Genomic DNA, 21,923 nt, shown 5'->3' with positions numbered 1-21,923 from the left:
TTCTTATTACTTTCTTTAACGACGCAAAATTATGGAATTATTTCTCTAATTATTTGCCTTTCCCTGCTCTAAAGCATGAAAAAATGTTTACTTTTGCAGGAAAATTACATATAAACAATTTTAGTTGTATCATGGCAAATGTGATTAAGATTAAAAAGGGTTTAGACATTAATCTGAAGGGCAAAGCTTCGGATGTACTGTTAAACGGCGGCAAGAGCGAGTCTTACGCGATCGTCCCCGATTATTATAACGGTATTCTCCCCAAAGTTGTTGCGAAAGTAGGAGAAAAAGTCAAAGCCGGTTCTGTACTGATGATTGACAAGAACCGCCCCGAGATCAAGTTTGTTTCGCCGGTCAGTGGCGAGGTAACTGCCGTAAACCGAGGAGAGAAGCGTAAGGTGCTAAGCATCGTTGTGAAGCCGGATGCGCAGATCGAGTATGAGGAGTTCGGTAAGAAGAACGTGTCATCCCTACAGGGGGCAGAGGTGAAAGAGGCACTTCTGAATGCCGGTATGTGGCCGTTTATCAAGCAACGCCCATACGATATCATCGCCGCTCCATTAGATACTCCGCGTGATATCTTCGTTTCGGCTTTTTACTCCGCTCCGTTGGCTCCAAACTTCGATTTTATCGTAAAAGGTCAGGAGGCTGATTTCCAGACTGGATTAAACGCCCTAGCTAAATTAACGAATGGAAAAGTGTATGTGGGTGTAAGAAGTGGTTCTGTCGTGAGCGGAATGAAAGGTGTGGAGATCGTGGAAGTAGAAGGTCCGCATCCCGCGGCGAACGTTGGCGTGCAGATCAATCATATCAAGCCCGTTAACAAGGGTGAGGTAGTTTGGACGGTTAATCCGGCGGATGTGATCGTAATCGGACGCTTATTCAACAAGGGTGTCGCCGATTTCAGCCGTATGGTTGCTATTACTGGTTCCGAGACTACCGAGAGAGGTTATGTTAAGACAATTTCAGGTTGTACGATTAAGAGCTTGGTTAACGGTAAAGTGTTAGGACAAGAGCATATTCGTATTATCAGCGGTAATGTTTTGACAGGTACCAAGGTGAATATGGATGGTTACCTAGGGGCTTATGACAACCAGATCACCGTGATTCCGGAAGGCGATGAGACACATGAGTTCTTAGGTTTCGCTATGCCTCGTTTTAATCAGTTCAGCGCTAGCCATAGTTACTTTAGCTGGTTAGGTACTAGTAAGGAATATGTGATTGACGCCCGTATCAAAGGTGGTAAACGTGCCATGATCATGTCTAATGAATACGATAAGGTGTTCCCGATGGATATCTATCCGGAATATTTGTTGAAAGCGATCATTGCGTTCGATATCGACAAGATGGAGAACTTAGGTATCTATGAGGTGGCTCCCGAGGATTTCGCTCTTTGCGAGTTCGTGGACACTTCCAAGATCGAGTTGCAAAAGATCGTTCGCGACGGATTGAACCTGTTGTATAAGGAAATGAATTAATAACATAAAAAACTTATAATACATTGAAAGCGTTAAGGAATTATCTCGACAAGATTAAGCCTAACTTTGAGGAAGGCGGAAAGCTGGCGATGTTCCGTTCTGTTTTTGACGGTTTCGAAACATTCTTATTTGTTCCGAACGAGACCTCTAAAACGGGCGTACATATTCATGACTGTATTGATTCAAAGCGTGCCATGACCGTGGTTATCATCGCTTTGTTGCCTGCTTTGCTTTTTGGTATGTATAATGTCGGTTATCAGCACAATTTAGCTGTGGGGGCTGATCCGGGATTTTTGATGACTTTTATTTTCGGATTCTTGGCGGTATTGCCTAAGATCATTGTTTCGTATGTGGTAGGTTTGGGTATAGAGTTCGCTGTCGCCCAAGTGAAGAAGGAAGAGATTCAGGAAGGATTCTTGGTTTCAGGTATCTTGATCCCGATGATCGTTCCGGTCGATACTCCGTTATGGATGATCGCCGTAGCTACTGCTTTCGCTGTTATTTTCGCGAAAGAGGTATTTGGTGGTACGGGATATAATATATTTAATGTAGCATTGGTTACACGTGCGTTCTTATTCTTCGCTTACCCGGCAGCAATGTCTGGTGATCAAGTGTTCGTTCGTACGGCTGATACGTTTGGTATTGGGGCTGGCCAAGTGGTTGACGGCTTTTCCGGAGCTACTCCGCTGGGACAAGTCGCTATCGCCGGTAAGGAGATGATCGGTTCTTTCCAAGCTGTTGACGTATTAGGTAACCCGATCTCTACTTGGGACGCGTTTATTGGTTTGATCCCGGGCTCTATCGGTGAGACTTCCGTATTGGCTATTTTGATCGGTGCGGTTATCTTGTTGGTTACGGGTATCGCGAGTTGGAAGACAATGGTTTCCGTGTTCGTGGGTGGTGCTTTCATGTCATTGATCTTTAATATGGTCGGTACAACGGTCGCTATGTGCGTATCTCCGCTGGATCACTTGTTCTTAGGTGGTTTCGCTTTTGGTGCCGTGTTCATGGCTACAGATCCTGTGACTTCCGCTCGTACGGAGACAGGTAAATATATCTATGGTTTCCTTGTAGGTGCTATGGCCATTATTATTCGTGCGTTGAACCCGGGTTATCCAGAGGGTATGATGCTCGCTATCCTGTTGATGAACGTGTTCGCTCCGCTGATCGACTATTATGTTGTGGAAGCTAACATTTCTCGCAGATTGAAACGTGTAATAAAATAAAGTAAGAAGGAATATGGCTAAATATAAATGTAAGGTATGTGGCTATGTCCACGAGGGAAATAAGGCTCCTGACACTTGCCCGGTATGTTCCGCTCCTGCTTCCGAATTTGAGGAAATCAAGGAGGAGGGTGCCGCTAAGAAAGGCATAAACCGGGATAGCAATGTTTATACGGTTGTTTATGCGGCTGTGATGGTTGTGCTAGTGGCTGTCGTATTGGCGTTTACTTCACAGTCATTGAGAAGTTTCCAGAAACAGAACGAGGATAACGATAAGAGACAACAGATTCTGCGTTCTATCAACGTAAATGTTTCTTCTTCTGAGGCTGAGGCCAAGTACAACGAGTTGATCAAGGAAGCTTTCTTGGTAAATGAGAATGGTGAGAAGGTGGAAGGCGACGCTTTCGCTACGGATGTAGTTAAGGCTGCCGCTGAGCATCAATATCCGGTTTTCGTCGCGAATGTAGATGGTCAACCGAAATATATCATGGCTTTGCATGGAGCAGGTCTTTGGGGTCCGTTATGGGGGTATATCTCTGTAGATAGTGATAAGAATACTATTTATGGCGCCGACTTCAGTCACCAAGGTGAAACTCCGGGTCTGGGAGCTGAGATCTCTAAACCGGCGTTCAGCAATGAGTTCAAAGGTAAGAAGATCTTCATGAGTGGAGAATTCAAGTCTGTCGCTGTTGTAAAGCCGGGTAAGAGCGTAGCGGGACAGGATTATGTAGACGGCATCTCAGGTGGTACGATTACCAGTAAAGGTGTGGATGCGATGTTGTTCAACAGCTTGAGCGGTTATGTTAAATTTTTGACCTCACAAAATTAAGTAGAAGATGGGATTATTATCTGAAAAGAATAAAGAAGTTCTGTTAGGCCCGTTGAGCGCTAACAACCCGGTTGTCGTTCAGATGTTGGGTATTTGCTCTGCGTTGGCTGTAACATCAAAACTTGAGCCGGCCATCGTGATGGGTATCTCGGTGACGGCTGTCGTGGCTTTCGCTAACGTGATCATTTCATTGATGCGTAATACGATTCCGAATCGTATCCGTATTATCGTGCAATTGGTGGTAGTTGCTGCTTTGGTGACAATCGTAAGTGAGGTGTTGAAAGCTTTTGCTTATGACGTAAACAAACAGCTTTCCGTATTTGTCGGTTTGATCATTACGAACTGTATCTTGATGGGACGTCTGGAAGCGTTCGCTTTGGGTAACGGCCCATGGGAATCGTTCTTGGATGGTATTGGTAACGGTCTGGGATATGCGATTATTCTTATTATCGTAGGTTTCTTCCGTGAGTTGCTGGGTTCTGGTACCTTGTTGGGTTTCCAAGTGATTCCGCAGGCATTCTATGATCTGGGTTACGTGAACAATGGTTTGATGATCTTGCCTCCAATGGCGTTGATCGTGATCGCCGTTATTATTTGGGTTCATCGTGCTAAGAACAAGGAACTTCAAGAAAATTAATGTTAACGATTAAACGAATAATAGAATGGAACAATTATTAAGCACATTCGTCCGCTCGATCTTCGTTGACAACATGATCTTCGCATACTATTTGGGTATGTGCTCTTTCGTGGCTGTCTCAAAGAACGTGAAGACCGCTTTAGGATTAGGTATAGCAGTGACATTCGTACTTTTCTGTACACTGCCGATTAACTATATGCTTGAGAATTATGTATTGAAAGAAGGTGCGCTAAGCTGGTTAGGCCCGGAATATGCTGAGGTGAACCTTAGCTTCTTGGCGTTTATTATCTTTATCGCCGTTATCGCTTCTTTCGTGCAGTTGGTCGAGATGGTAGTCGAGAAATTCTCTCCGTCTTTGTATGCTTCCCTTGGTATCTTTTTGCCGCTGATCGCTGTAAACTGCGCTATCTTGGGTGGTTCTCTGTTTATGCAACAAAAGGCGTTCCCTAATGTAGGTGTCGCCACTGTTTATGGTTTAGGATCTGGTATCGGTTGGTTGCTGGCTATCGTAGGTATGGCGGCTATCCGTGAGAAATTGTCATATTCAAATGTCCCCAATGCTTTGAAAGGTTTGGGTATTACTTTCATCATCACGGGTTTGATGGGTATGGCATTCATGTGTTTCTCTGGTCTGAAGATTTAAGTATTAACGCATTAAACAAAATATAAAGATGACTTTATTAATGTCGGGCGGACTTACGATTGGTGTCAGCGCAATAGTATTCTTATTGATCACGCTGATCTTGGTCGGTTTGCTTTTGTTCGCCAAAGCAAAATTGGTGCCTTCAGGGAATGTAAGCTTGAAGGTTAACGGAGAGAAAGATATAGAGACCCCGATTGGTGGAACTCTGCTAGGTGCGCTACAGAGCGGTGGCATCTTCTTGTCTTCCGCTTGTGGTGGTGGTGGTAAATGCGGTCAGTGCCGTGCTCAAGTTATTGATGGCGGTGGCGAGATCCTACCTACTGAGAAAGGTTTCTTCTCTCGTAAACAAGTGAAAGATCATTGGCGTTTGGCTTGTCAATGCAAGGTGAAAGAGGATATGGTCGTTCAGGTACCAGACGAGGTATTTGGCGTTAAGGAATGGGAATGCGAGGTTATCAGTAACAAGAACGTCGCTACATTTATCAAGGAGTTTATCGTTGCGTTGCCTAAAGGTGAGCACATGGACTTTATTCCGGGTTCTTACGCTCAGATCAAGATTCCTACATACTCAATGGATTATAACAAGGATATCGATAAGAGCTTGATCGGCCCCGAGTATCTGCCGGCTTGGGAGAAATTCGGTTTATTCGGTTTGAAGTGTAAGAACGACTCACCGTCTATCCGTGCCTATTCTATGGCTAACTATCCTGCTGAAGGTGACCGTATCATGTTGACCGTGCGTATCGCTACACCTCCGTTCAAACCGAAACCACAAGTAGGTTTCATGGATGTGATGCCGGGTATCGCTTCTTCTTATATCTTTACGTTGAAACCGGGTGATAAGGTGACTATGAGTGGTCCTTATGGTGATTTCCACCCAATTTTCGATTCTAAGAGAGAGATGATGTGGATTGGTGGTGGTGCTGGTATGGCTCCATTGCGTGCCCAAATCATGCACATGACGAAGACGTTGAAGACTACGGATCGTAAGATGTCTTACTTCTATGGCGCGCGTGCCTTGAACGAAGTGTTCTATTTGGAAGATTTCTTGGAAATAGAGAAAGAATTCCCAAACTTTACGTTCCACTTGGCGCTTGACCGTCCTGATCCTGCCGCTGATGCTGCGGGTGTTAAATATACGGCTGGATTCGTTCATCAAGTAATCCATGATACTTACTTGAAGGATCACGAGGCTCCGGAAGATATCGAATACTACATGTGTGGTCCGGGCCCGATGTCAAAGGCCGTGGAAAATATGCTGGATAACTTGGGTGTACCTCGTGAGATGTTGCACTTCGATGATTTCGGTGGATAAAATAGGATTTCTATATCTACAGATAGAAGGCGGGGGTTAAGATCCTCGCCTTTTTTATTTTGGCCTTGAAACTCCTCTTTACGAAGATATACTTCAAATGCTATAGGATATATACTGCATGTGTCATAGGATATATACTTCATTAACGAAATAAGTCGTACTTCTATGTCGGCACATTAAAAATGTAATTATTTTGAAATAATATGCAGCGTTTATCGTTTTATAAGCATCTAAGCTTATATAGTCATAAAAACAAGTTAGACATGAAGCCATTGATTTTATCTTTTTTTGCGGTTTTATTAGGATACTCATTCTTTTTCGATAAAGATGATGAAATAAAATTGCGTAATGTTGACCAGATATCGTTGGAATCTAATTCTACGATGCCTGAGAGGGGTGATTCTGTCACTTTGTATGCGAAAAGGCTCCCTAATACTCCGGAATATATTTTACGAATCGCAAAACCGGAGGATTATCTCTTTACGAAATAAAATTTTCGTGTTAAAATATTTGTTTGTTTGACGAATATTGCTATGTTTGTGCCCATGTAACTTTTAATACGTGGGATATGGATTTGAAATCTACTCAATATATAGAAAAAACAGGAAGTGTCGCAAAGGCATTCCTGTTTCTTTTTCTTCTCTTTCTATCAAGCATATATAATCTGTTTAAGTTTGCCAGCCTTGAAAATGAGGAGGTAGAAGTATCAGATATGGTGCTACCTTCTAAGACTTCCGGTGATGTCGAGTATATAGAACAAGATGACTTATCTGCAAACTGTAAATTCCTAATCGATAGAACTACTCACTGGTTGGGCTGAGTAAGCCCTTATCTGATCCGTGCGAGTGCATAGAAGGATAAGGGGAACTTATTTTAGGTAATTAAACGATTTTCTCTAATATATTGTATTCCGGTATATCTTCGAGGAAAGCATATGTCTGTTTCTCATAGTCGATTTTACAACAAAAATGACGGATGCCGTTGCTTACGGTTAAGTATTTTACGTGTAAGACCATGTTATAACGTACGATTTGATCGAATACGGCGCTTGTTATCTCGATGTGTGGAGCTTTATATTCAATAATCATTAGAGGTGCTAGAAACCGATTGTATGCAACGGTATCGCATCGTTTGGATGTTCCGTTTAGTTTCACCGCTACTTCATTCGCTAAAAGTTCTTGAGGATAGTTTTTTTCCGTGACCAAATAGTTCACGAAATGTTGTCGTACCCATTCCTCTGGCGTTAATGCGACAAATTTTCGGCGTACAGGATCCCAAATAGAAGGCTTTCCTGCTTTCTCCGTAACTTTGACTGAGAATTTTGGTAGATTTAATGGGAGCATTTGCTATATTTGCTATTTATATTCTAACTAAAATGCACCTCAAAGGTAGTTATTTATGAGAACAAAACAAGAAATCGTAGAAAATTGGCTGCCTCGTTATACCGAGCGAAAGCTAGAAGACTTCACTAAGCACATATTACTCACTAACTTTACTAAATATGTCGAGATATTTGCGGATCATTTTAATGTCCCGATTTTGGGATTGAAAAGTTCGATGCCCAATGCCTCGGCAGAAGGGATTACCATTATCAATTTTGGGATGGGAAGTGCGAACGCTGCTACAATCATGGATTTATTATCAGCAGTCATGCCCAAAGCGGTGCTTTTCCTCGGTAAATGTGGAGGATTAAAAAGAGCGAATGTATTAGGGGATTATGTATTGCCAATAGCGGCGATCCGAGGTGAGGGAACGTCGAATGAGTATTTACCACCTGAGGTACCTTCATTGCCCGCTTTTTCAATGCTTCGTGCCATTTCTTCCGCCATACGTGATCATGGAAAAGATTATTGGACAGGTACGATTTACACGACAAATCGCAGGGTTTGGGAATACGATAATGCTTTCAAGGAATATCTTCGTAGTACGCATGCCACTGGTATCGATATGGAAACCGCAACCTTGCTTACTGCCGGTTTCGCTAACCAAATACCTACGGGTGCATTGTTGATGATATCGGATAAACCGATGGAAGAAGATGGTGTAAAAACAGAAGCGAGTGACCGGAAGGTAACTCAACAATTTGTAGGAGAACAGGTAATGTTGGGAGTTGAAGCTCTTCAACAGATTTTGGATGGTAAGAAAACCATCCGTCATATCCGTTTTAGTTGGTAATAGCGAAACCTCATAATTTATGGCAAAAAAAGAAATTACTTTCGAGGAGATTTGTAGGGATATAACAGCAAGGAAGTTTCAGCCTGTTTATGTGTTAATGGGCGAAGAGCCTTTCTTCATCGATCAAATAACAGATTTGTTATTAAAAAGCGTATTAGAGGAATCTGAGAGAGATTTCAATCAGATTATTCTATACGGCGCAGATACAGATGCTATTTCTATTATCAATGCGGCACGTCGTTTTCCGATGATGTCCGAATATCAATTGATCGTTGTTCGAGAGGCTCAATTAGTGAGAGATATAGAGTTGCTGAGCAGTTATGTGAAGAATCCTTTGTCATCAACTATTTTGGTCATAAATTACAAATATAAGACTTTAGATCGCCGTCGTGCGTTAGCGGCCGCAACCGATAAAAACGGTATTTTATATGAGTCAAAAAAGATCCCGGATTATAAAATGCCGAGTTTTATCACCTCTTTGATGCAACAGCGTTCTATCGGTATCGATCCAAAAGCCGCTCAAATGCTCTCAGATTTCCTTGGAAACGATTTAAACCGTCTCAATAAGGAATTAGATAAGCTGGCAATTATCTTGGCTGAAAAGGCCTCAAAACGCATCACACCGGAATTGATCGAGCAAAATATAGGGATTAGTAAAGAATACAATAACTTTGAGCTGATAAAGGCACTTGCCATGAAGGATATATTAAAGGCTAACCGGATCGCTCAGTATTTTGAGAAAAACCCTAAAAGTAATCCGATACAGATGACACTTCCTGTATTATTTAACTATTTTTCAAACTTGCTGATTTGTTATTATTCAAAGGATCGATCGGAATCAGGATTGATGACCGCACTTGGTTTACGGGGAACTTATCAAGTAAAGGACTATCTTTTGGGGATGAAAAATTATCCAGCGATGAAAGTTTTTAATTTGATCAGCGATATCCGAACGACTGACGCAAGATCTAAGGGAGTGGAAAACTCTTCAGCGACAGATGCAGATTTACTAAAAGAATTACTTTACAAAATTTTACATTAAACAGAAATCATAGACTTAGTGCAGGCAAAAGGGCCTTTTTTCCTAGAATGATGAAAAAGTCAAACTGGAAAAAGAGGCCTTTTTGTTTATTTATCAATTAATTACGCATATTTTATCTCTCTGAGATTTTAAAATTTATTCAATCACGTACTTCTTTCCTCAAAAATTCCAAGAAATCCATACTTAAAGCTATAATCGGTATAGCCATAGATTGCCTTCATTATCCGTTAAAGGAAAAATAGACAAGTTGGCAGTAAAATAAATAGAGTAAAATTATATTGTATACAAATATAACCGAGGAATGGATGTTTACAATCATATATACAATAAAAGTATTTGAGTAGATTACAAATGTTGGTGGTTTTTGTAATCATTATATAGACGTTACAAATGTATCATGTTTACATTACTAATATAAATCATGGATTACTATATATTTCTTTATCCACGTAAGATTTGCTATAAATTATAAATAACCAGTTTTTTATATAGAAATATTGATTGTTTACATTAACTAAACATGTTTTTTCGTCTACAAACGTATAAAAACCCCCTAACTATACATTATATGTATTATTATATTTACATATAGATCAGATATATATGCTATTTTTCTAAAGTTTTTCTAAATACTCTATACCTCCTTCTTGAACACGGTTTACAGTTCTACCCATCACATATGTATCGGTGTGACACATATGTATCAATTTAGTTTTATAAAAATAAATTGCACAAATGGAAATATTGATTTATCTTTGTATCCAGTTTGCTTTATGGACATTTATCTTAGTAAACGGTCATAATGGCAGTATTCTAGTAAGAATTTAAGATATATATGAATATGAGAGATCGTATTTTAAAAATAATGGAACGTGAAGGACTTACCCCTTCTAAATTTGCCGAATCGATCGGTATACAGCGTTCGGCAATGTCACATATTATATCTGGGAGAAATAATCCGAGTTTGGATGTTCTGCTAAAAATACTGGAACGGTTCACTTATGTTGATTCTGACTGGCTATTGTTTGGCAAAGGCGAAATGATCCGAGAACATGTGTTAACTGAACCTAATTTGTTTACAAATATGCTTGAAAATCGTCCCAATGTACAAGTTGTTGCCGAAAATCGCAAGGAAATTGGGGTTGAGACACCTGTAAACATCCAGAAACAACCTGTTGTAGAGCAAGTTATATGCCAAGAAAAGCCTTCTAAAAATGTTAGTAAAATAATGATATTTTACTCCGACAATACGTTTGATACTTTCGTCCCTGAAAAAAACAAGAAAGACTAAGGTAAACTGTTCGGTATATACGTTATATTCATGTATCTTTGCGGATAAATTGAGTAATCGTGTATATGAAGAAGTACATCTTAGACATGAAGGTGACTGAAAACTGTCACCTTCATAAAAATTATTGCCTGCTAAAGTTAACCTCGGATGGGAATCTTCCAGAGATGCTTCCCGGACAATTTGTAGAGGTTCATGTAGAAAACTCTCCTACAACATTCTTACGTCGTCCGATTTCTGTCAACTATGTAGATAAGTCTAAAAATGAGTTGTGGTTATTGATTCAACTTGTTGGTGATGGCACGAGAAAAATGGCAGAATTCCGTCCCGGTGATATTGTAAACATAATGCTACCACTGGGTAATAGTTTTACAATTCCTTCCAAGGAACAGGAGAACAAAAGACTTTTGCTGATTGGTGGTGGTGTTGGAACCGCTCCGATGTTATATCTAGGAGCTTGTTTAAAAGAAGCCGGTTTTGAGCCTACTTTTCTACTTGGAGCTCGTTCTAAGGATGATGTATTGCAATTAGATGAATTCCAGAGATTTGGTAAGGTTTATATCACAACCGAAGATGGTTCGCTAGGCGAGAAAGGGTATGTGACTAACCATACGATCCTTAAAGAGGTCCGATTTGACCAGATTTATACTTGTGGTCCTAAACCAATGATGGTGGCGGTAGCGAAATACGCAGGTGCGGAAGCTATTTCTTGCGAGGTTTCTCTTGAGAACACGATGGCTTGTGGCATAGGTGCTTGTTTGTGCTGCGTAGAGAAAAACAAGGAAGGTCATAATGTGTGTGTATGTACAGAAGGTCCCGTATTTAATATTGAGAAATTGTCATGGCTGAATTAAATGTAAACATTGGGAATTTACCGTTGAAAAATCCGGTAATGACAGCATCCGGCACGTTCGGATATGGTATAGAATATGCTGATTTCATGGATATTTCACGTTTGGGGGGTATTTTCGTGAAAGGTACCACTATCCAACCTCGTGAAGGTAATGATTATCCAAGAATGGCGGAGAGTCCTTCCGGAATGTTGAATGCCGTGGGGCTTCAGAATAAAGGCGCCGATTATTTCGCTGAGCATATTTATCCGGAGATCAAGGACATCAATACGAATATGATCGTAAACGTGAGTGGGTCTTCGGTTGAAACGTATGTCGAGTGTGCGGAAAAGATCGCAGAGTTAGATAGGATTCCCGCTATCGAACTGAACATTTCTTGTCCGAACGTAAAGCAAGGTGGTATGGCTTTCGGCGTTACTACGTGTGGTGCAGGAGAGGTTGTTAAGGCTGTTCGTAGGGTTTATCCAAAGACACTTATTGTAAAACTTTCTCCTAATGTAACTGATATTACGGAGATCGCTAAAGCTGTTGAAGCGGAGGGTGCGGATTCTGTTTCGTTAATTAATACGATGCTTGGAATGGCCATCGACGCAGAGAAACGTAAACCTATATTATCTACAATAACTGGAGGTCTTTCCGGGCCTTGCGTAAAACCTGTAGCTCTACGTATGGTATGGCAAACGTATCATGCGGTAAAGATTCCAATTATAGGTTTGGGAGGTATTTCAAATTGGAAAGATGCCGTGGAGTTCATGTTAGCTGGGGCTAGTGCTATCCAGATCGGAACTTATAACTTTGTAGATCCAACTGTTTCTATCAAGGTTATTGATGGATTGAATGACTATTGTGACCGACATGGTTTTAAATCAGTAAAAGAGTTGATCGGAGCATTGGATATTCAGAGATAATCTAAGTTCATTTATAGACTTTATTTCCATTTTTTCAATAATAAAAAAGGATGTGTTCGCTTACGCAAAAAGAACACATCCTTTCTTTTTATTATGAAAAATTATTCGATCTCTAATACGGCCGGACAATGATCAGAATGTACGGCATCGTTTAATATATAAGCGGCTTTAACTTTCGGCTTCATATTGTCGCTAACCATACAATAATCAATACGCCATCCTTTATTTTTAGATCTGGAATTGAAGCGATAACTCCACCATGTATATTCTTGCTTATCCGGGTTCAAGAAGCGAAATGTATCCGTAAAACCTGCGGATAAGAAGCGAGTCATCCATTCCCGTTCTTCCGGAAGGAAACCACTGTTCTTTGCGTTCCTGATCGGATCATGAATATCTATCGGCTCGTGGCAAATGTTGTAATCGCCACAGAGAATTAAGTTCGGACGGGATTTCTGTAACTCAACGACATATTTCTGGAAATCTTCCAGCCATATCATCTTAAAATCCTGCCGTTCATCCCCACTAGTCCCGGAAGGATGATAGACACTTACGATCGATACATCCCCGAAATCAGCACGGAGGAAACGTCCCTCATTATCATACTTCTCGATTCCCATTCCATACTCGATATGATCCGGTTCCTGTTTCGTAAGAATGGCCACGCCACTATATCCCTTCTTTTGGGCACTAAACAAATAAGACTTATATCCTAAAGTCTCGAATGTTTCTGACGGGAACTGGTCTGGTTGCAACTTTGTCTCTTGGATACATAACACGTCCGGCTGTTCTTGAGCCAACCATTCGGGCAAGCCTTTACCTACGGCAGCCCTTAATCCATTTGTATTGTACGTTATTATTTTCAATTTTTCTAAGTTTAGAGGTGAATGACTTTTATTCTGTCTCAAAGATACAACTTTTGACGATTTTACATTGTTTTCATTCCATAATCGGTACATAGAAATTTTCTATATTTGTATAACTTAGAATGAATGACAGACTATGCTGGAACATTTGAACGATATTTTAGAGAATACTCAGATAACGGCCTCGACCGCCGCCGTACGATTAGCTATCAGCTTCGTGCTTGGCGCTATTATCGGTGTAGAAAGACAATTTCGCCGTAGGGACGCTGGTATGCGGACCTTTACCTTGATCTGTATGGGATCTGCCGCCGCCATGTTGATATCTATCTGGATACCACAAACCTATCCGAATTTCTTGAATGGAGATCCGGGGCGTATCGCCGCCCAAGTCCTTACAGGTATTGGTTTCTTGGGAGCAGGAGCTATTATTCAAAGTCATGGAAGCGTGCATGGACTCACTACGGCGGCTTGTATTTGGGTAATGGCTGTAGTCGGTTTGGCCGCTGGTGCCGGCATGTTCTTGGCCGCTTCTATCACTACGGCATTTACCTTGTTCGTATTGGTTTCTTTAGAAAGGCTGGAGCGACGTATGTATTTGGATGGTGTTAATAAAATACTTACGATAAATTGCTCAACCTCGACTCCCGATCTTAAAGGTATCCGGAAAATCTTGGAAAATAGGAGCATATTTATCGTAAGTCTTTCTTATGAGCATAATTACGACAAGAATACGTCGACAATTACCTATAAAGTCAATGTGAAATCCAAGTCCTCTTACAGTGAGTTATTCACTGAGATTCGAAAACTTGGTTATATTTCACAAATACGTCTTCTAGCTTGACAATGCCGTTTATTCAAGTTCACCCTTTAGCATATGCCCGGCGATACGAGCCGCTTCCTTAACGTATTTACCGCAAGGACGTTTGGCATAATACTGTTGCGTGCGTGCGGAAGGAGAGGGATTCGTCGATGTCTCTTCCGGAGGAAGAAGGCTACGGCAAATGATCGTCCCATGCTTCTCCTTGAATAAAGCCGCCATTTTTTGTACCATGCCATAGTTGCGGGCACGCGCCTCTTGATCTAGCGGATCAAATACCGGATACTTAAATCCGGCTAACATCGCCATTGCGTTTACGGTACCACAAACCTCACGCATGCGTCCGACACCTCCTCCAAAAGATACAGACATCTTTTTCGCCAGCTCTAAATCCAACTCGAAGACATCCGAATAAGCGAGGAATACAGATTGAGCGCAATTATATCCGGACTCGAAGTTGTGGACCGCTTGGTTCACACGCTCCTCTATATCAAAGGATTTCATAGTCAACACAAGCTCTGTCCGCCTTTACCGGGCCAATAATTCCTTTAGCGACCGCTACATGTTCCGGATGATTAGCGTACGTATTTACATCTTCCAAGGTAGGCAATTCAGTAGTTAAAATAATATCCCAAGTCTCCGCCGGATTACAATTAAAATCTACACGGATCATTTTCAATACGTCTATCTTATTGATTAAGGCTTCCAGTTTATCCTTAATTTCTTGCATTTTGGCTTGCTTCTCAGCCGGAGTTTGAAACTCCTTCAACTTAAACATTACAATATGTCTGATCATAATCGCTATACATTAATTATATATATTACATCTGTTCATCCAAATACGAATCCTTGTATCCAAGGAAATATAAGATACCATCGAGGCCAATCGTAGAGATAGATTGCTTGGCGGTCGCCTTTACCTTCGGTTTGGCATGGAAGGCGATACCTAGACCGGCGATACTAATCATCGGCAAGTCGTTCGCCCCGTCGCCAACCGCTACGGTCTGGCGAATATCCACGTTCTCCACTTGCGCGATCAGGCGTAATAATTCCGCTTTCCGCTTCCCATCTACGATATCGCCCACATGATTACCCGTTAGCTTGCCATTCTCGATCTCAAGCTCGTTGGCGTATACATAGTCGATATTATATTTTTGTTTAAGGAAATTACCGAAATAAGTGAAACCTCCGGAAAGGATAGCGATCTTGAAGCCCACCTTTTTCAAGATACGCATCAAACGGTCTACACCTTCTGTGATCGGTAGATTCTCGGCGATCTCCTGCATCACGGATACGTCCAACCCCTTTAATAAGGCACAACGCTGGCGGAAGCTCTCGCAGAAATCGATCTCTCCACGCATGGCTGCCTCTGTAATCGCTTTTACTTGATCGCCAACTCCGGCACGTATCGCCAACTCGTCGATAACCTCCGTCTCTATCAAGGTAGAGTCCATATCGAAACAAATCAGACGGCGCATACGGCGATACATGCTATCCTCTTGGAAAGAGATATCCATCTCAAGCTCCGTGGAAAGTTTCATGAACTCCGCTTTCATGCACTCCTTGTTTTTCGGGGTACCACGTACGGAAAACTCCACGCTCGCCTTGGGGGTACGGGCATTCTCGTCCAACGGGATACGTCCCGTGAGCCGCTTGATATCATCAATATTCATATCTTGCTCCGCTACGATCCGGGAAACACCCGCGATTTGCTTGGCTGTAAGCTTTCGGCTTAATATCGTGATGATATATCGGTTCTTGCCCTGCATACCTACCCATTTACTATATTCTTGCTCTGTAATGGGATTGAAACGGATATTGACGTCTAATTCGTAACTCTTGAACAGTAGTTCTTTCAATATATCGCCGGAATTTCCTTCCGTGCTTTGAAACAAGATACCCAATGATAAATGGTTATGGATATCCGCTTGACCGATATCGAGGATAACAGCGTTGTTCTTGGCTAGAATCTCCGTAAGAGCCGCCGTTACACCCGGACGATCCGCTCCATTGATATTTATCAGTATTATTTCGTCGTTTTGTGCCATATTTGTCATTCTATTAGGCAAAAGTACGTAAGAATTATCGAAAAAGAGTATAATATATTAAACATTTTTGCTTATATTTGTTTTATCGTATTAACGACAAAATGTTTAATGAGAACCTGGCAACCTTAAAAAGTCCTGACCGGCAGGCGAAATGTATGAGAATCCAATTTGAAATCAAGGAAAAGTTGCCCGACATTATTTCTGAAATACTTCATTCAGATAAGTGGCTGACTTTAGTGAGAGATGAGAATCATGGATTACGACGTGTGACGATTAAAGATCCCTACTTTGATTCAGAGGCATCCGTCGATATCTGGGAGCATGAGATTCATGTAACGACAGCTTGGTCTAACTACACCTATCGGATCTATCAAAAAGGTAATTCTGTTTGGTGCGAATACATTGGCGCTTATAGAGGATTGCTGGAGCAAAACCTTTTGCCTACAATGACTCCGAAAGAAAACATTCTGGATTCGGAGGTATTGAACAGCTCTTTGTTTGGTGACAGGAAAGAGACCTTGAGAAATTACAGCGTGGAAAACCTTAAGCTGAAGAATTTTAGGCGGGATAATTTCACCGCGGAATATCAACTGGCTTCTCCGCAAGACCATCCTAAGATCGTATATGATGAGTTTATTAAAGAAGGGGTTCCAATTCCCCCTCCTGAAGATTGAAAAGAAAAGTCTGGTAATTAATACCGGACTTTTCTTTTTGAGGATCATCGCATGATACCCGAATCCTCGTCGCTATTCCAAAGTTTCTTCTTGCCTTCCTTAAACTTGCGGCCGAAATCGAAGTTCCAAGAGAAGGTTAGCATCAACATCCGGGAGAAGTCGTTCGCATACATGTTCGTATGGCTGGGAGCGTAAGCGTTCCAGTTTTCCTCTACCCGTTTGTACTGGCTGGAGAAAGGCATCATCAGTCCGGCTCCAACGGCGAATTTACCTTGATTGTACCGGAACATAAACATGTGGATATTCTCGCCACCTTTTAATAACTCTCCGATAAACCGGTTGTAGCTGCTTTGTATCTGGAACATAGCCATGAACTTCTTGTACATAGCCATGACGGAAGCCCGGTAATACCAATTGGTATAGGTATGCGAATAACTATTTCCTTCGCTAATATAACGATTAACGCCACCTGTCACGGATAGGCTTACGATCCGCTTGATGATAGGGCCGACACGTAATGTCAAGTCACCGCTTAGTTTCTGCCATCCTTTTTGGTTATCGGTAATGCGAATGAACTTATTGTTTTCCCGTATCACTTCCTCCATGATCCGGTTCGGGCTATTGCTGTAATAAAAGTTTAAGTCTCCGGTGAATATTCCTTTTTTATATAGATAATTGGCTTGCATGTCATAACTCTTATAGGGTTTCAGATAAGGATTTCCCCGGCGTATCTGGAGCGTATCGATGTATTGCTCGATGGCGCTTAGCTCCGATAGGCTAGGTGAGACATTATTTACGCTACCGTTCACCCGGAAATACATATTATCCGTAAAGTTATATTGTAAGGATACCTTTGGGCGGAACGTATAATATTGATAATCTTCCTCACCTTCTTGCTTGAACCATGAGCGGGAAACACCTATTCCGGCGGTATAATTCAACTTCTTGACACGTCCGCTGAATTCCGTATAGAGGTACGTCTCCGATTGTTTCATCTTGGTTCGTCCTCCAACCGTTCCGCCGTAGGTGTTATCCGTCCACGATTGGGTATGTTTCAACCCTCCGCCCAATCGACCGGCCTCGAATTGCCGTTCGTAGATTCCCTCGCCGATAATGGAATATTTGTCTCCGTCCACGTTCGACAAGATATCCGACAAGAGGATATCGTTTTTCCATTCTTGATACATTTGGTTTGCGTTCGTATTTATGTACGTGCCTACCATATTAAATATCAATGTCTGCTTATGTGGTAAGGAGCGTTGGTAATAAAGGTCGAGGGAAGGACGTTTGGTTGAGTTGCTATTCGGATTCCAAGCGTATGTCTTATCCTCGGGATGATTGTTTGCATACAGGTTCTTACCGTTACTACCTTTATCCTCGTCCGATAAGAAATAACGTAGCGTGGCATTGAAATAATAGTGGTCATTATCTACCAGATTATAATTAAGGGAGAGGTTATGGGAGGTCTCGGACATTCTTCCCGGAAGACCTTCCGAGGTGCGTTCCAGCGTTTCGCCATTCTCAAAGCGGAAGGTCTCGGTTCCTTCCGTCCAGATATGATACGGATTCCGGTAACGGACGGCGTATTGCAATCCGAACTCCGATTTCTTATGATTGAACTTCGCCGATACCTGATCGTCTCCAAAAGAGGTGGTCGGTGAATTACTAAGGTCTAGATTAACAGAACCACCGCTCGTTTCTCTCCGTACAATGTAATCGAGTACGACAGAGGCATTACCGTAGCGTAAGCCCGGATTATCATGATATTCTACCCGGATTACCTCCTGTGGCGATAAGCCCCGGATATCAGACAGCTCCACCTTGATACCGTTGATGCAGAATTGAATAGTCCCTTCATTCGATAGCGATACGCTATTCCGGATCGGGTCCACTTCCAAACGGGGAAGCATCAAGGCGTTCAATAGATTGATGCCATTGCTGGAAGCCGCTTTTTGCTCAGAGGTAGGGAACGTGATCTTACGGTCCGCCGTATTGCGGATAGCGGAAGCGTTGACCGTGACTTCATCTAAGGATATAGAGGAGGATGCCAATGAGATCGTACCGAGATCTATAGGCTGGGAAAGTCCCAGCACGGAGACTACCGAGGTCTTGTAACCTATGGAGGAAACAGATACTTGATAATCTCCGGCCTTGACTTTCTCGATCCGGAAAAGTCCTTTACTATCCGTCGTCGTCCCTGTGATGAATGCGGAATCGGCTGTTTGAAGCGTGATATTCGCAAACTCAAGAGGAGACTTGTCGGATAGATCAATGACTTTCCCCCGGATCTGTAATTGTTGTGCCCGAATACCCCAAGAAAAGGATATAAGAAGGGCTGCCATAATGATTTGTTTCATTATAGTACGATTTAATGATTAAGAAATAATGTGTGTATGTGCTTGTTACTTAGTCCAAATCTCTTCTCCGTTCAGACGGATCTTCTGGATATTGTTGATACGGATATGCAACGTGAGATTTTTATCTTGCCCGGCGTCCCTCGCCCCGCTAACCAATAATAGAGAATCGTGGCGGCTGACTTCCGGCAAATACCGTTTCATTCCCTCGTAATAGAGTAACGACCGGTCCTTTGCTTCCAGTATTTGCCCCCGGGGAAATTCGGAGGCGGTTCTCGTATCGACTTTTATGTTTTCCGCTTTCAACTCCGGATTATCTATCTGGATAATCTGAAACTTTTGCGTGAAACCTGTAAGGCATTTTTCCGACGTAAACTGGGCAGCGCCGAAAGTGAGGGCTGGAACGATATATAATGTCGCTATCAAGGCGATAAACACGCGATTACTTTTTTTCATGATTGTCTTTATTTAATGGTAGATATATATAATGTATAGGCTTTCGTAAGCTCGTCGATACCTACATCTAGCAGGTGCATCTCCTTGAAGACGGCGGGAAGTACCTCTTCCACGAACTGGTTATGGCGCATCTCACGGATTTTTTGCTCGGCGTCGGAAGCGACGAAGTAGCCGATCCCACGCTTGTTGTAAATAATATCGTTGGCTTGCAGACGTTCGAAGGAACGCATGACCGTGTTCGGATTCACTTCCATCTCTACTGCCAGTTCCCGTACGGACGGAATACGGCTATCGGCTTTGTAATTACCACTCAATACCCGGTCGCAAATCCGCTCGGCTATCTGGATAAATATGGATTGATTCGTATTGTAGTTCATCTTAGTTCCTTTTCTTTAAGTTTTAGATAAGCGACGTATAAGACCACGAGGGTCGCGATGAGAAATGCGGGTGTAAAGGCAAAGCTCAGCCAATACACGGCGGTATAAAGCGGGGAAGATTCATAACAAAAACTATTCATACCCGGCTGGATATTCAAGATGTTTATGCATAGATAAACAATCCCTATGATAGAAGCGATTATCAATATATATCCACCACAAGCGATTCCTAAAGCATACTTCTTGAATGTGACGTAAGAGAGGAACATCAAGGAACCGACAAACGCCAGCATGGTGAAATCTTGCAAGGTCATGATAATGTCCTTGAATGCTACAGGCTGTATATGAATGAGCATTGAGGCTATTCCCGTCCCAGTCCAGAACGTGACTTGGTATGCTAAGAATACCACGATGCCTTCGATTAGGATAGCGGCATATTTCTCTTGGTTGCTCGCGGGAAGCGTTAAGAACAATCCTCTAGGGCGGTGTATCATTAAGTTTACGTAGCTACAGAAAGCGATAAAAGTTCCTAATGATCCCAATACATATAATGTAAAGGTACGGAATCTCGTATCCCATAAAATGGAGGATAACAGGAAAAAGAAGAGGACTCCGAGGATGACCAACACCCCATAAGCTAATTTCTTCTTATTCTCTATCCAATCTTTGCGAAGTAAAAGATTGATGCGTTGTATACTGAAATCTGTTTTCATAACTATGTGTATTTAGGAGTTCATGATTCTTTGGATCTCTTTGGGATACGTTATCGCCGCGTTAAAGAGCAACTCTAAGGATACGGCTGTCTCTTCCTTGTCCTCCCGTGCGGTGACGCCTATTGTCCCTTGCGGGGTAGGCTCGGAATAAAGAGCTTTCTCTTCCGGCAGGAGTGGTCCGAAATAAAGTTTCTCGCCGATCTCGTTCAACGTCTTATTCAATAGGATTTGCCTTTGGTCTAAGATCAATACCGTGTCGATCAAGCTTTCCAGATCCCTGACCTGATGCGTGGAGATAATAACCGTCTGATTGTCATCTATCAAAGAGGCTACCAGTCTGCGGAATGTCGCTTTCGAGGGAATGTCCAGCCCATTTGTTGGTTCATCCATTAGAAGCAGGGGCGTATGAGCGGCCAGCGCCAAGGTTATCGCCACCTTTTTCCGTTGTCCTTGAGACATTTTCGACAGGCGATCGGATAGATTGATCTCAAACGATTCTACGCAAGCCTTGCAGATATCGTCTCTAAATGTCGGATAAAAAGCCGCGTACATCTTTATATATTCTATGGCGGTGACCTCAGGCATGGAGATTTCCTCCGGCAATAAGAATATCTGCTGCAAGAAACGAGCGTTTCTCTCGGAAGGAATTTCCTCCAATACGAGGCAAGAACCTTGATCCGGAAAGATCTGTCCGCTTAGAAGGTTTAGAAGCGTAGTCTTTCCTTCACCGTTCTTTCCCAATAAGCCACAGATGTGTCCCGATCCAACCTCAAGATTGATACGATCAAGTACCTCTTTTTTGCGGCTATAGCTGAATGAGAGTTCTTTTAATGTAATCATATGTTTTGCTGCTTTAGTGTATTAGTTTAATAGTACACTGCAAATGTAGTGGAAGTTTTTGAATAAACAAGAGGGAAGGGTATTTTTTTCCTTTTATTTTTCAAGATGGCAGTACAAGGTGATTAAAGGGAATCTCTTAATGCTATTAGCCTCTTTTCCAAGAAGGATTAGCGGTTTGCTCTTGAAGCATTGCTAATTTTTCAGTTGGTGCATGATCTTCTAACGGCTGTTGGAAGATCATGCACCAACTGTTAGATGATTATGCAACAGCCGTTGGATAATCTATACTTAAAGATGAAATCGCTAAGGATTCCCTGTTATCGGTCTAAAGGTAGGGGAGCGGGAAGCTAATGATTCTTGATGATTTTGCGGTTCTCTCGGGGAGAAAAAGG

The 21,923-nt window shown here is 42.1% G+C and carries 25 protein-coding genes; 15 read left to right on the top strand and 10 right to left on the bottom strand.

Annotated features, from left to right (window positions below; all coding sequences use genetic code 11):
* Positions 1 to 131: 131 nt before the first annotated feature.
* From CI960_RS09345 to CI960_RS09310, 8 genes are all read left to right on the top strand, one after another.
* Complete coding sequence (locus CI960_RS09345) at positions 132 to 1,478, top strand: Na(+)-translocating NADH-quinone reductase subunit A (protein ID WP_094582335.1); 1,347 nt, start codon at positions 132 to 134, stop codon at positions 1,476 to 1,478.
* Positions 1,479 to 1,501: 23 nt separating this feature from the next.
* The gene (locus CI960_RS09340) at positions 1,502 to 2,704 is read left to right on the top strand and encodes an NADH:ubiquinone reductase (Na(+)-transporting) subunit B (protein WP_005856887.1); all 1,203 of its coding nucleotides are present in this window, start codon (positions 1,502 to 1,504) and stop codon (positions 2,702 to 2,704) included.
* A 13-nt stretch (positions 2,705 to 2,717) separates the two neighbouring features.
* A complete protein-coding gene (nqrC, locus tag CI960_RS09335) occupies positions 2,718 to 3,530 on the top strand; it encodes an NADH:ubiquinone reductase (Na(+)-transporting) subunit C (protein WP_094582333.1) in 813 nt (270 codons plus the stop codon).
* A gap of 7 nt (positions 3,531 to 3,537) precedes the next feature.
* The gene (locus tag CI960_RS09330; RefSeq protein WP_005856891.1) at positions 3,538 to 4,167 is read left to right on the top strand and encodes an NADH:ubiquinone reductase (Na(+)-transporting) subunit D; all 630 of its coding nucleotides are present in this window, start codon (positions 3,538 to 3,540) and stop codon (positions 4,165 to 4,167) included.
* Positions 4,168 to 4,192: 25 nt separating this feature from the next.
* A complete protein-coding gene (nqrE, locus tag CI960_RS09325; protein ID WP_005856893.1) occupies positions 4,193 to 4,810 on the top strand; it encodes an NADH:ubiquinone reductase (Na(+)-transporting) subunit E in 618 nt (205 codons plus the stop codon).
* A gap of 40 nt (positions 4,811 to 4,850) precedes the next feature.
* Positions 4,851 to 6,125 (top strand): NADH:ubiquinone reductase (Na(+)-transporting) subunit F, encoded by a 1,275-nt coding sequence (gene nqrF / locus CI960_RS09320; RefSeq protein ID WP_010182986.1) that lies wholly within the window; start codon positions 4,851 to 4,853, stop codon positions 6,123 to 6,125.
* A gap of 263 nt (positions 6,126 to 6,388) precedes the next feature.
* Positions 6,389 to 6,616: a hypothetical protein gene (locus CI960_RS09315; RefSeq protein ID WP_010182987.1), complete on the top strand. Its 228-nt coding sequence runs from the start codon at positions 6,389 to 6,391 to the stop codon at positions 6,614 to 6,616.
* Between the two features lie 77 nt (positions 6,617 to 6,693).
* Complete coding sequence (locus tag CI960_RS09310) at positions 6,694 to 6,945, top strand: hypothetical protein (protein WP_005862263.1); 252 nt, start codon at positions 6,694 to 6,696, stop codon at positions 6,943 to 6,945.
* A 61-nt stretch (positions 6,946 to 7,006) separates the two neighbouring features.
* On the opposite strand, the gene CI960_RS09305 is transcribed toward CI960_RS09310, so the two are convergent.
* Entirely contained in the window at positions 7,007 to 7,468 is a 462-nt protein-coding gene (locus tag CI960_RS09305; protein WP_094582331.1) for a type I restriction enzyme HsdR N-terminal domain-containing protein, read from the bottom strand.
* 55 nt (positions 7,469 to 7,523) lie between these two features.
* Here CI960_RS09305 and CI960_RS09300 point away from each other — a divergent pair, with 55 nt between their 5' ends.
* The 5 genes from CI960_RS09300 (at position 7,524) to CI960_RS09280 (ending at position 12,389) form a co-directional block, all read left to right on the top strand.
* Positions 7,524 to 8,300, top strand: coding sequence for an AMP nucleosidase (locus CI960_RS09300; RefSeq protein WP_005856904.1), 777 nt, complete (start codon positions 7,524 to 7,526; stop codon positions 8,298 to 8,300).
* A gap of 19 nt (positions 8,301 to 8,319) precedes the next feature.
* Positions 8,320 to 9,342: a DNA polymerase III subunit delta gene (gene holA / locus CI960_RS09295; protein WP_005856906.1), complete on the top strand. Its 1,023-nt coding sequence runs from the start codon at positions 8,320 to 8,322 to the stop codon at positions 9,340 to 9,342.
* Between the two features lie 841 nt (positions 9,343 to 10,183).
* The gene (locus CI960_RS09290) at positions 10,184 to 10,633 is read left to right on the top strand and encodes a helix-turn-helix domain-containing protein (protein WP_005856911.1); all 450 of its coding nucleotides are present in this window, start codon (positions 10,184 to 10,186) and stop codon (positions 10,631 to 10,633) included.
* Between the two features lie 65 nt (positions 10,634 to 10,698).
* Positions 10,699 to 11,484 carry a dihydroorotate dehydrogenase electron transfer subunit gene (locus tag CI960_RS09285; RefSeq protein WP_005856914.1) on the top strand — a complete coding sequence of 262 codons (786 nt, stop codon included), beginning with the start codon at positions 10,699 to 10,701 and terminating at the stop codon, positions 11,482 to 11,484.
* A complete protein-coding gene (locus CI960_RS09280) occupies positions 11,472 to 12,389 on the top strand; it encodes a dihydroorotate dehydrogenase (protein ID WP_005856916.1) in 918 nt (305 codons plus the stop codon). The genes CI960_RS09285 and CI960_RS09280 overlap by 13 nt, the downstream gene beginning before the upstream one ends.
* A 101-nt stretch (positions 12,390 to 12,490) precedes the next feature.
* Here CI960_RS09280 and CI960_RS09275 read toward each other — a convergent pair whose 3' ends face one another.
* Positions 12,491 to 13,252, bottom strand: a complete 762-nt coding sequence (locus CI960_RS09275) for an exodeoxyribonuclease III (protein WP_036628709.1) — start codon at positions 13,250 to 13,252, stop codon at positions 12,491 to 12,493.
* Positions 13,253 to 13,388: 136 nt separating this feature from the next.
* Here CI960_RS09275 and CI960_RS09270 point away from each other — a divergent pair, with 136 nt between their 5' ends.
* Positions 13,389 to 14,093 carry an MgtC/SapB family protein gene (locus CI960_RS09270; RefSeq protein WP_005856919.1) on the top strand — a complete coding sequence of 235 codons (705 nt, stop codon included), beginning with the start codon at positions 13,389 to 13,391 and terminating at the stop codon, positions 14,091 to 14,093.
* 9 nt (positions 14,094 to 14,102) lie between these two features.
* On the opposite strand, the gene CI960_RS09265 is transcribed toward CI960_RS09270, so the two are convergent.
* From CI960_RS09265 to serB, 3 genes are read right to left on the bottom strand one after another with little or no spacing between them, the layout of a single operon-like run.
* Entirely contained in the window at positions 14,103 to 14,573 is a 471-nt protein-coding gene (locus CI960_RS09265; protein WP_011966318.1) for a C-GCAxxG-C-C family protein, read from the bottom strand.
* Positions 14,560 to 14,865 (bottom strand): Dabb family protein, encoded by a 306-nt coding sequence (locus tag CI960_RS09260; protein WP_005856923.1) that lies wholly within the window; start codon positions 14,863 to 14,865, stop codon positions 14,560 to 14,562. The genes CI960_RS09265 and CI960_RS09260 overlap by 14 nt, the downstream gene beginning before the upstream one ends.
* 25 nt (positions 14,866 to 14,890) lie before the next feature.
* Positions 14,891 to 16,117 carry a phosphoserine phosphatase SerB gene (serB, locus tag CI960_RS09255; RefSeq protein ID WP_005856925.1) on the bottom strand — a complete coding sequence of 409 codons (1,227 nt, stop codon included), beginning with the start codon at positions 16,115 to 16,117 and terminating at the stop codon, positions 14,891 to 14,893.
* A gap of 101 nt (positions 16,118 to 16,218) precedes the next feature.
* Between serB and CI960_RS09250 the strand changes: the two genes are divergently transcribed.
* Complete coding sequence (locus CI960_RS09250; protein ID WP_008772150.1) at positions 16,219 to 16,791, top strand: hypothetical protein; 573 nt, start codon at positions 16,219 to 16,221, stop codon at positions 16,789 to 16,791.
* Positions 16,792 to 16,835: 44 nt separating this feature from the next.
* Here CI960_RS09250 and CI960_RS09245 read toward each other — a convergent pair whose 3' ends face one another.
* From CI960_RS09245 to CI960_RS09225, 5 genes are read right to left on the bottom strand one after another with little or no spacing between them, the layout of a single operon-like run.
* Positions 16,836 to 19,148 carry a TonB-dependent receptor domain-containing protein gene (locus CI960_RS09245; RefSeq protein ID WP_005856929.1) on the bottom strand — a complete coding sequence of 771 codons (2,313 nt, stop codon included), beginning with the start codon at positions 19,146 to 19,148 and terminating at the stop codon, positions 16,836 to 16,838.
* A gap of 45 nt (positions 19,149 to 19,193) precedes the next feature.
* Positions 19,194 to 19,601, bottom strand: coding sequence for a hypothetical protein (locus CI960_RS09240; protein ID WP_005856931.1), 408 nt, complete (start codon positions 19,599 to 19,601; stop codon positions 19,194 to 19,196).
* A gap of 8 nt (positions 19,602 to 19,609) precedes the next feature.
* The gene (locus CI960_RS09235) at positions 19,610 to 19,978 is read right to left on the bottom strand and encodes a GntR family transcriptional regulator (protein ID WP_005856933.1); all 369 of its coding nucleotides are present in this window, start codon (positions 19,976 to 19,978) and stop codon (positions 19,610 to 19,612) included.
* Positions 19,975 to 20,691, bottom strand: coding sequence for a hypothetical protein (locus CI960_RS09230; RefSeq protein ID WP_005856935.1), 717 nt, complete (start codon positions 20,689 to 20,691; stop codon positions 19,975 to 19,977). Before CI960_RS09230 ends, CI960_RS09235 begins: the two co-directional genes overlap by 4 nt.
* Before the next feature lie 12 nt (positions 20,692 to 20,703).
* On the bottom strand, positions 20,704 to 21,531 hold the full coding sequence (locus tag CI960_RS09225) for an ATP-binding cassette domain-containing protein (RefSeq protein WP_005856937.1): 828 nt from the start codon (positions 21,529 to 21,531) through the stop codon (positions 20,704 to 20,706).
* Positions 21,532 to 21,923: the final 392 nt, after the last annotated feature.

The sequence above is a fragment of the Parabacteroides sp. CT06 genome (assembly GCF_002257605.1).
GTDB classification, from domain to species: domain Bacteria; phylum Bacteroidota; class Bacteroidia; order Bacteroidales; family Tannerellaceae; genus Parabacteroides; species Parabacteroides distasonis.
Note: the sequence above shows the minus strand (reverse complement) of the source record. Positions and strands in the feature narration are given on the sequence as shown.

Excerpts from the sequence above, each read along its gene's own strand:
- CI960_RS09240 (WP_005856931.1), bottom strand. The coding sequence starts at position 19,601 with ATGAAAAAAAGTAATCGCGTGTTTATCGCCTTGATAGCGACATTATAT.
- CI960_RS09225 (WP_005856937.1), bottom strand. The coding sequence starts at position 21,531 with ATGATTACATTAAAAGAACTCTCATTCAGCTATAGCCGCAAAAAAGAG.
- CI960_RS09290 (WP_005856911.1), top strand. The coding sequence starts at position 10,184 with ATGAGAGATCGTATTTTAAAAATAATGGAACGTGAAGGACTTACCCCT.
- CI960_RS09285 (WP_005856914.1), top strand. The coding sequence starts at position 10,699 with ATGAAGAAGTACATCTTAGACATGAAGGTGACTGAAAACTGTCACCTT.
- CI960_RS09330 (WP_005856891.1), top strand. The coding sequence starts at position 3,538 with ATGGGATTATTATCTGAAAAGAATAAAGAAGTTCTGTTAGGCCCGTTG.
- CI960_RS09235 (WP_005856933.1), bottom strand. The coding sequence starts at position 19,978 with ATGAACTACAATACGAATCAATCCATATTTATCCAGATAGCCGAGCGG.
- CI960_RS09230 (WP_005856935.1), bottom strand. The coding sequence starts at position 20,691 with ATGAAAACAGATTTCAGTATACAACGCATCAATCTTTTACTTCGCAAA.
- serB (WP_005856925.1), bottom strand. The coding sequence starts at position 16,117 with ATGGCACAAAACGACGAAATAATACTGATAAATATCAATGGAGCGGAT.
- nqrE (WP_005856893.1), top strand. The coding sequence starts at position 4,193 with ATGGAACAATTATTAAGCACATTCGTCCGCTCGATCTTCGTTGACAAC.
- holA (WP_005856906.1), top strand. The coding sequence starts at position 8,320 with ATGGCAAAAAAAGAAATTACTTTCGAGGAGATTTGTAGGGATATAACA.
- nqrC (WP_094582333.1), top strand. The coding sequence starts at position 2,718 with ATGGCTAAATATAAATGTAAGGTATGTGGCTATGTCCACGAGGGAAAT.
- CI960_RS09315 (WP_010182987.1), top strand. The coding sequence starts at position 6,389 with ATGAAGCCATTGATTTTATCTTTTTTTGCGGTTTTATTAGGATACTCA.
- CI960_RS09305 (WP_094582331.1), bottom strand. The coding sequence starts at position 7,468 with ATGCTCCCATTAAATCTACCAAAATTCTCAGTCAAAGTTACGGAGAAA.
- nqrF (WP_010182986.1), top strand. The coding sequence starts at position 4,851 with ATGTCGGGCGGACTTACGATTGGTGTCAGCGCAATAGTATTCTTATTG.
- CI960_RS09250 (WP_008772150.1), top strand. The coding sequence starts at position 16,219 with ATGTTTAATGAGAACCTGGCAACCTTAAAAAGTCCTGACCGGCAGGCG.
- CI960_RS09345 (WP_094582335.1), top strand. The coding sequence starts at position 132 with ATGGCAAATGTGATTAAGATTAAAAAGGGTTTAGACATTAATCTGAAG.
- CI960_RS09245 (WP_005856929.1), bottom strand. The coding sequence starts at position 19,148 with ATGAAACAAATCATTATGGCAGCCCTTCTTATATCCTTTTCTTGGGGT.
- CI960_RS09280 (WP_005856916.1), top strand. The coding sequence starts at position 11,472 with ATGGCTGAATTAAATGTAAACATTGGGAATTTACCGTTGAAAAATCCG.
- CI960_RS09300 (WP_005856904.1), top strand. The coding sequence starts at position 7,524 with ATGAGAACAAAACAAGAAATCGTAGAAAATTGGCTGCCTCGTTATACC.
- CI960_RS09265 (WP_011966318.1), bottom strand. The coding sequence starts at position 14,573 with ATGAAATCCTTTGATATAGAGGAGCGTGTGAACCAAGCGGTCCACAAC.
- CI960_RS09260 (WP_005856923.1), bottom strand. The coding sequence starts at position 14,865 with ATGATCAGACATATTGTAATGTTTAAGTTGAAGGAGTTTCAAACTCCG.
- CI960_RS09270 (WP_005856919.1), top strand. The coding sequence starts at position 13,389 with ATGCTGGAACATTTGAACGATATTTTAGAGAATACTCAGATAACGGCC.
- CI960_RS09310 (WP_005862263.1), top strand. The coding sequence starts at position 6,694 with ATGGATTTGAAATCTACTCAATATATAGAAAAAACAGGAAGTGTCGCA.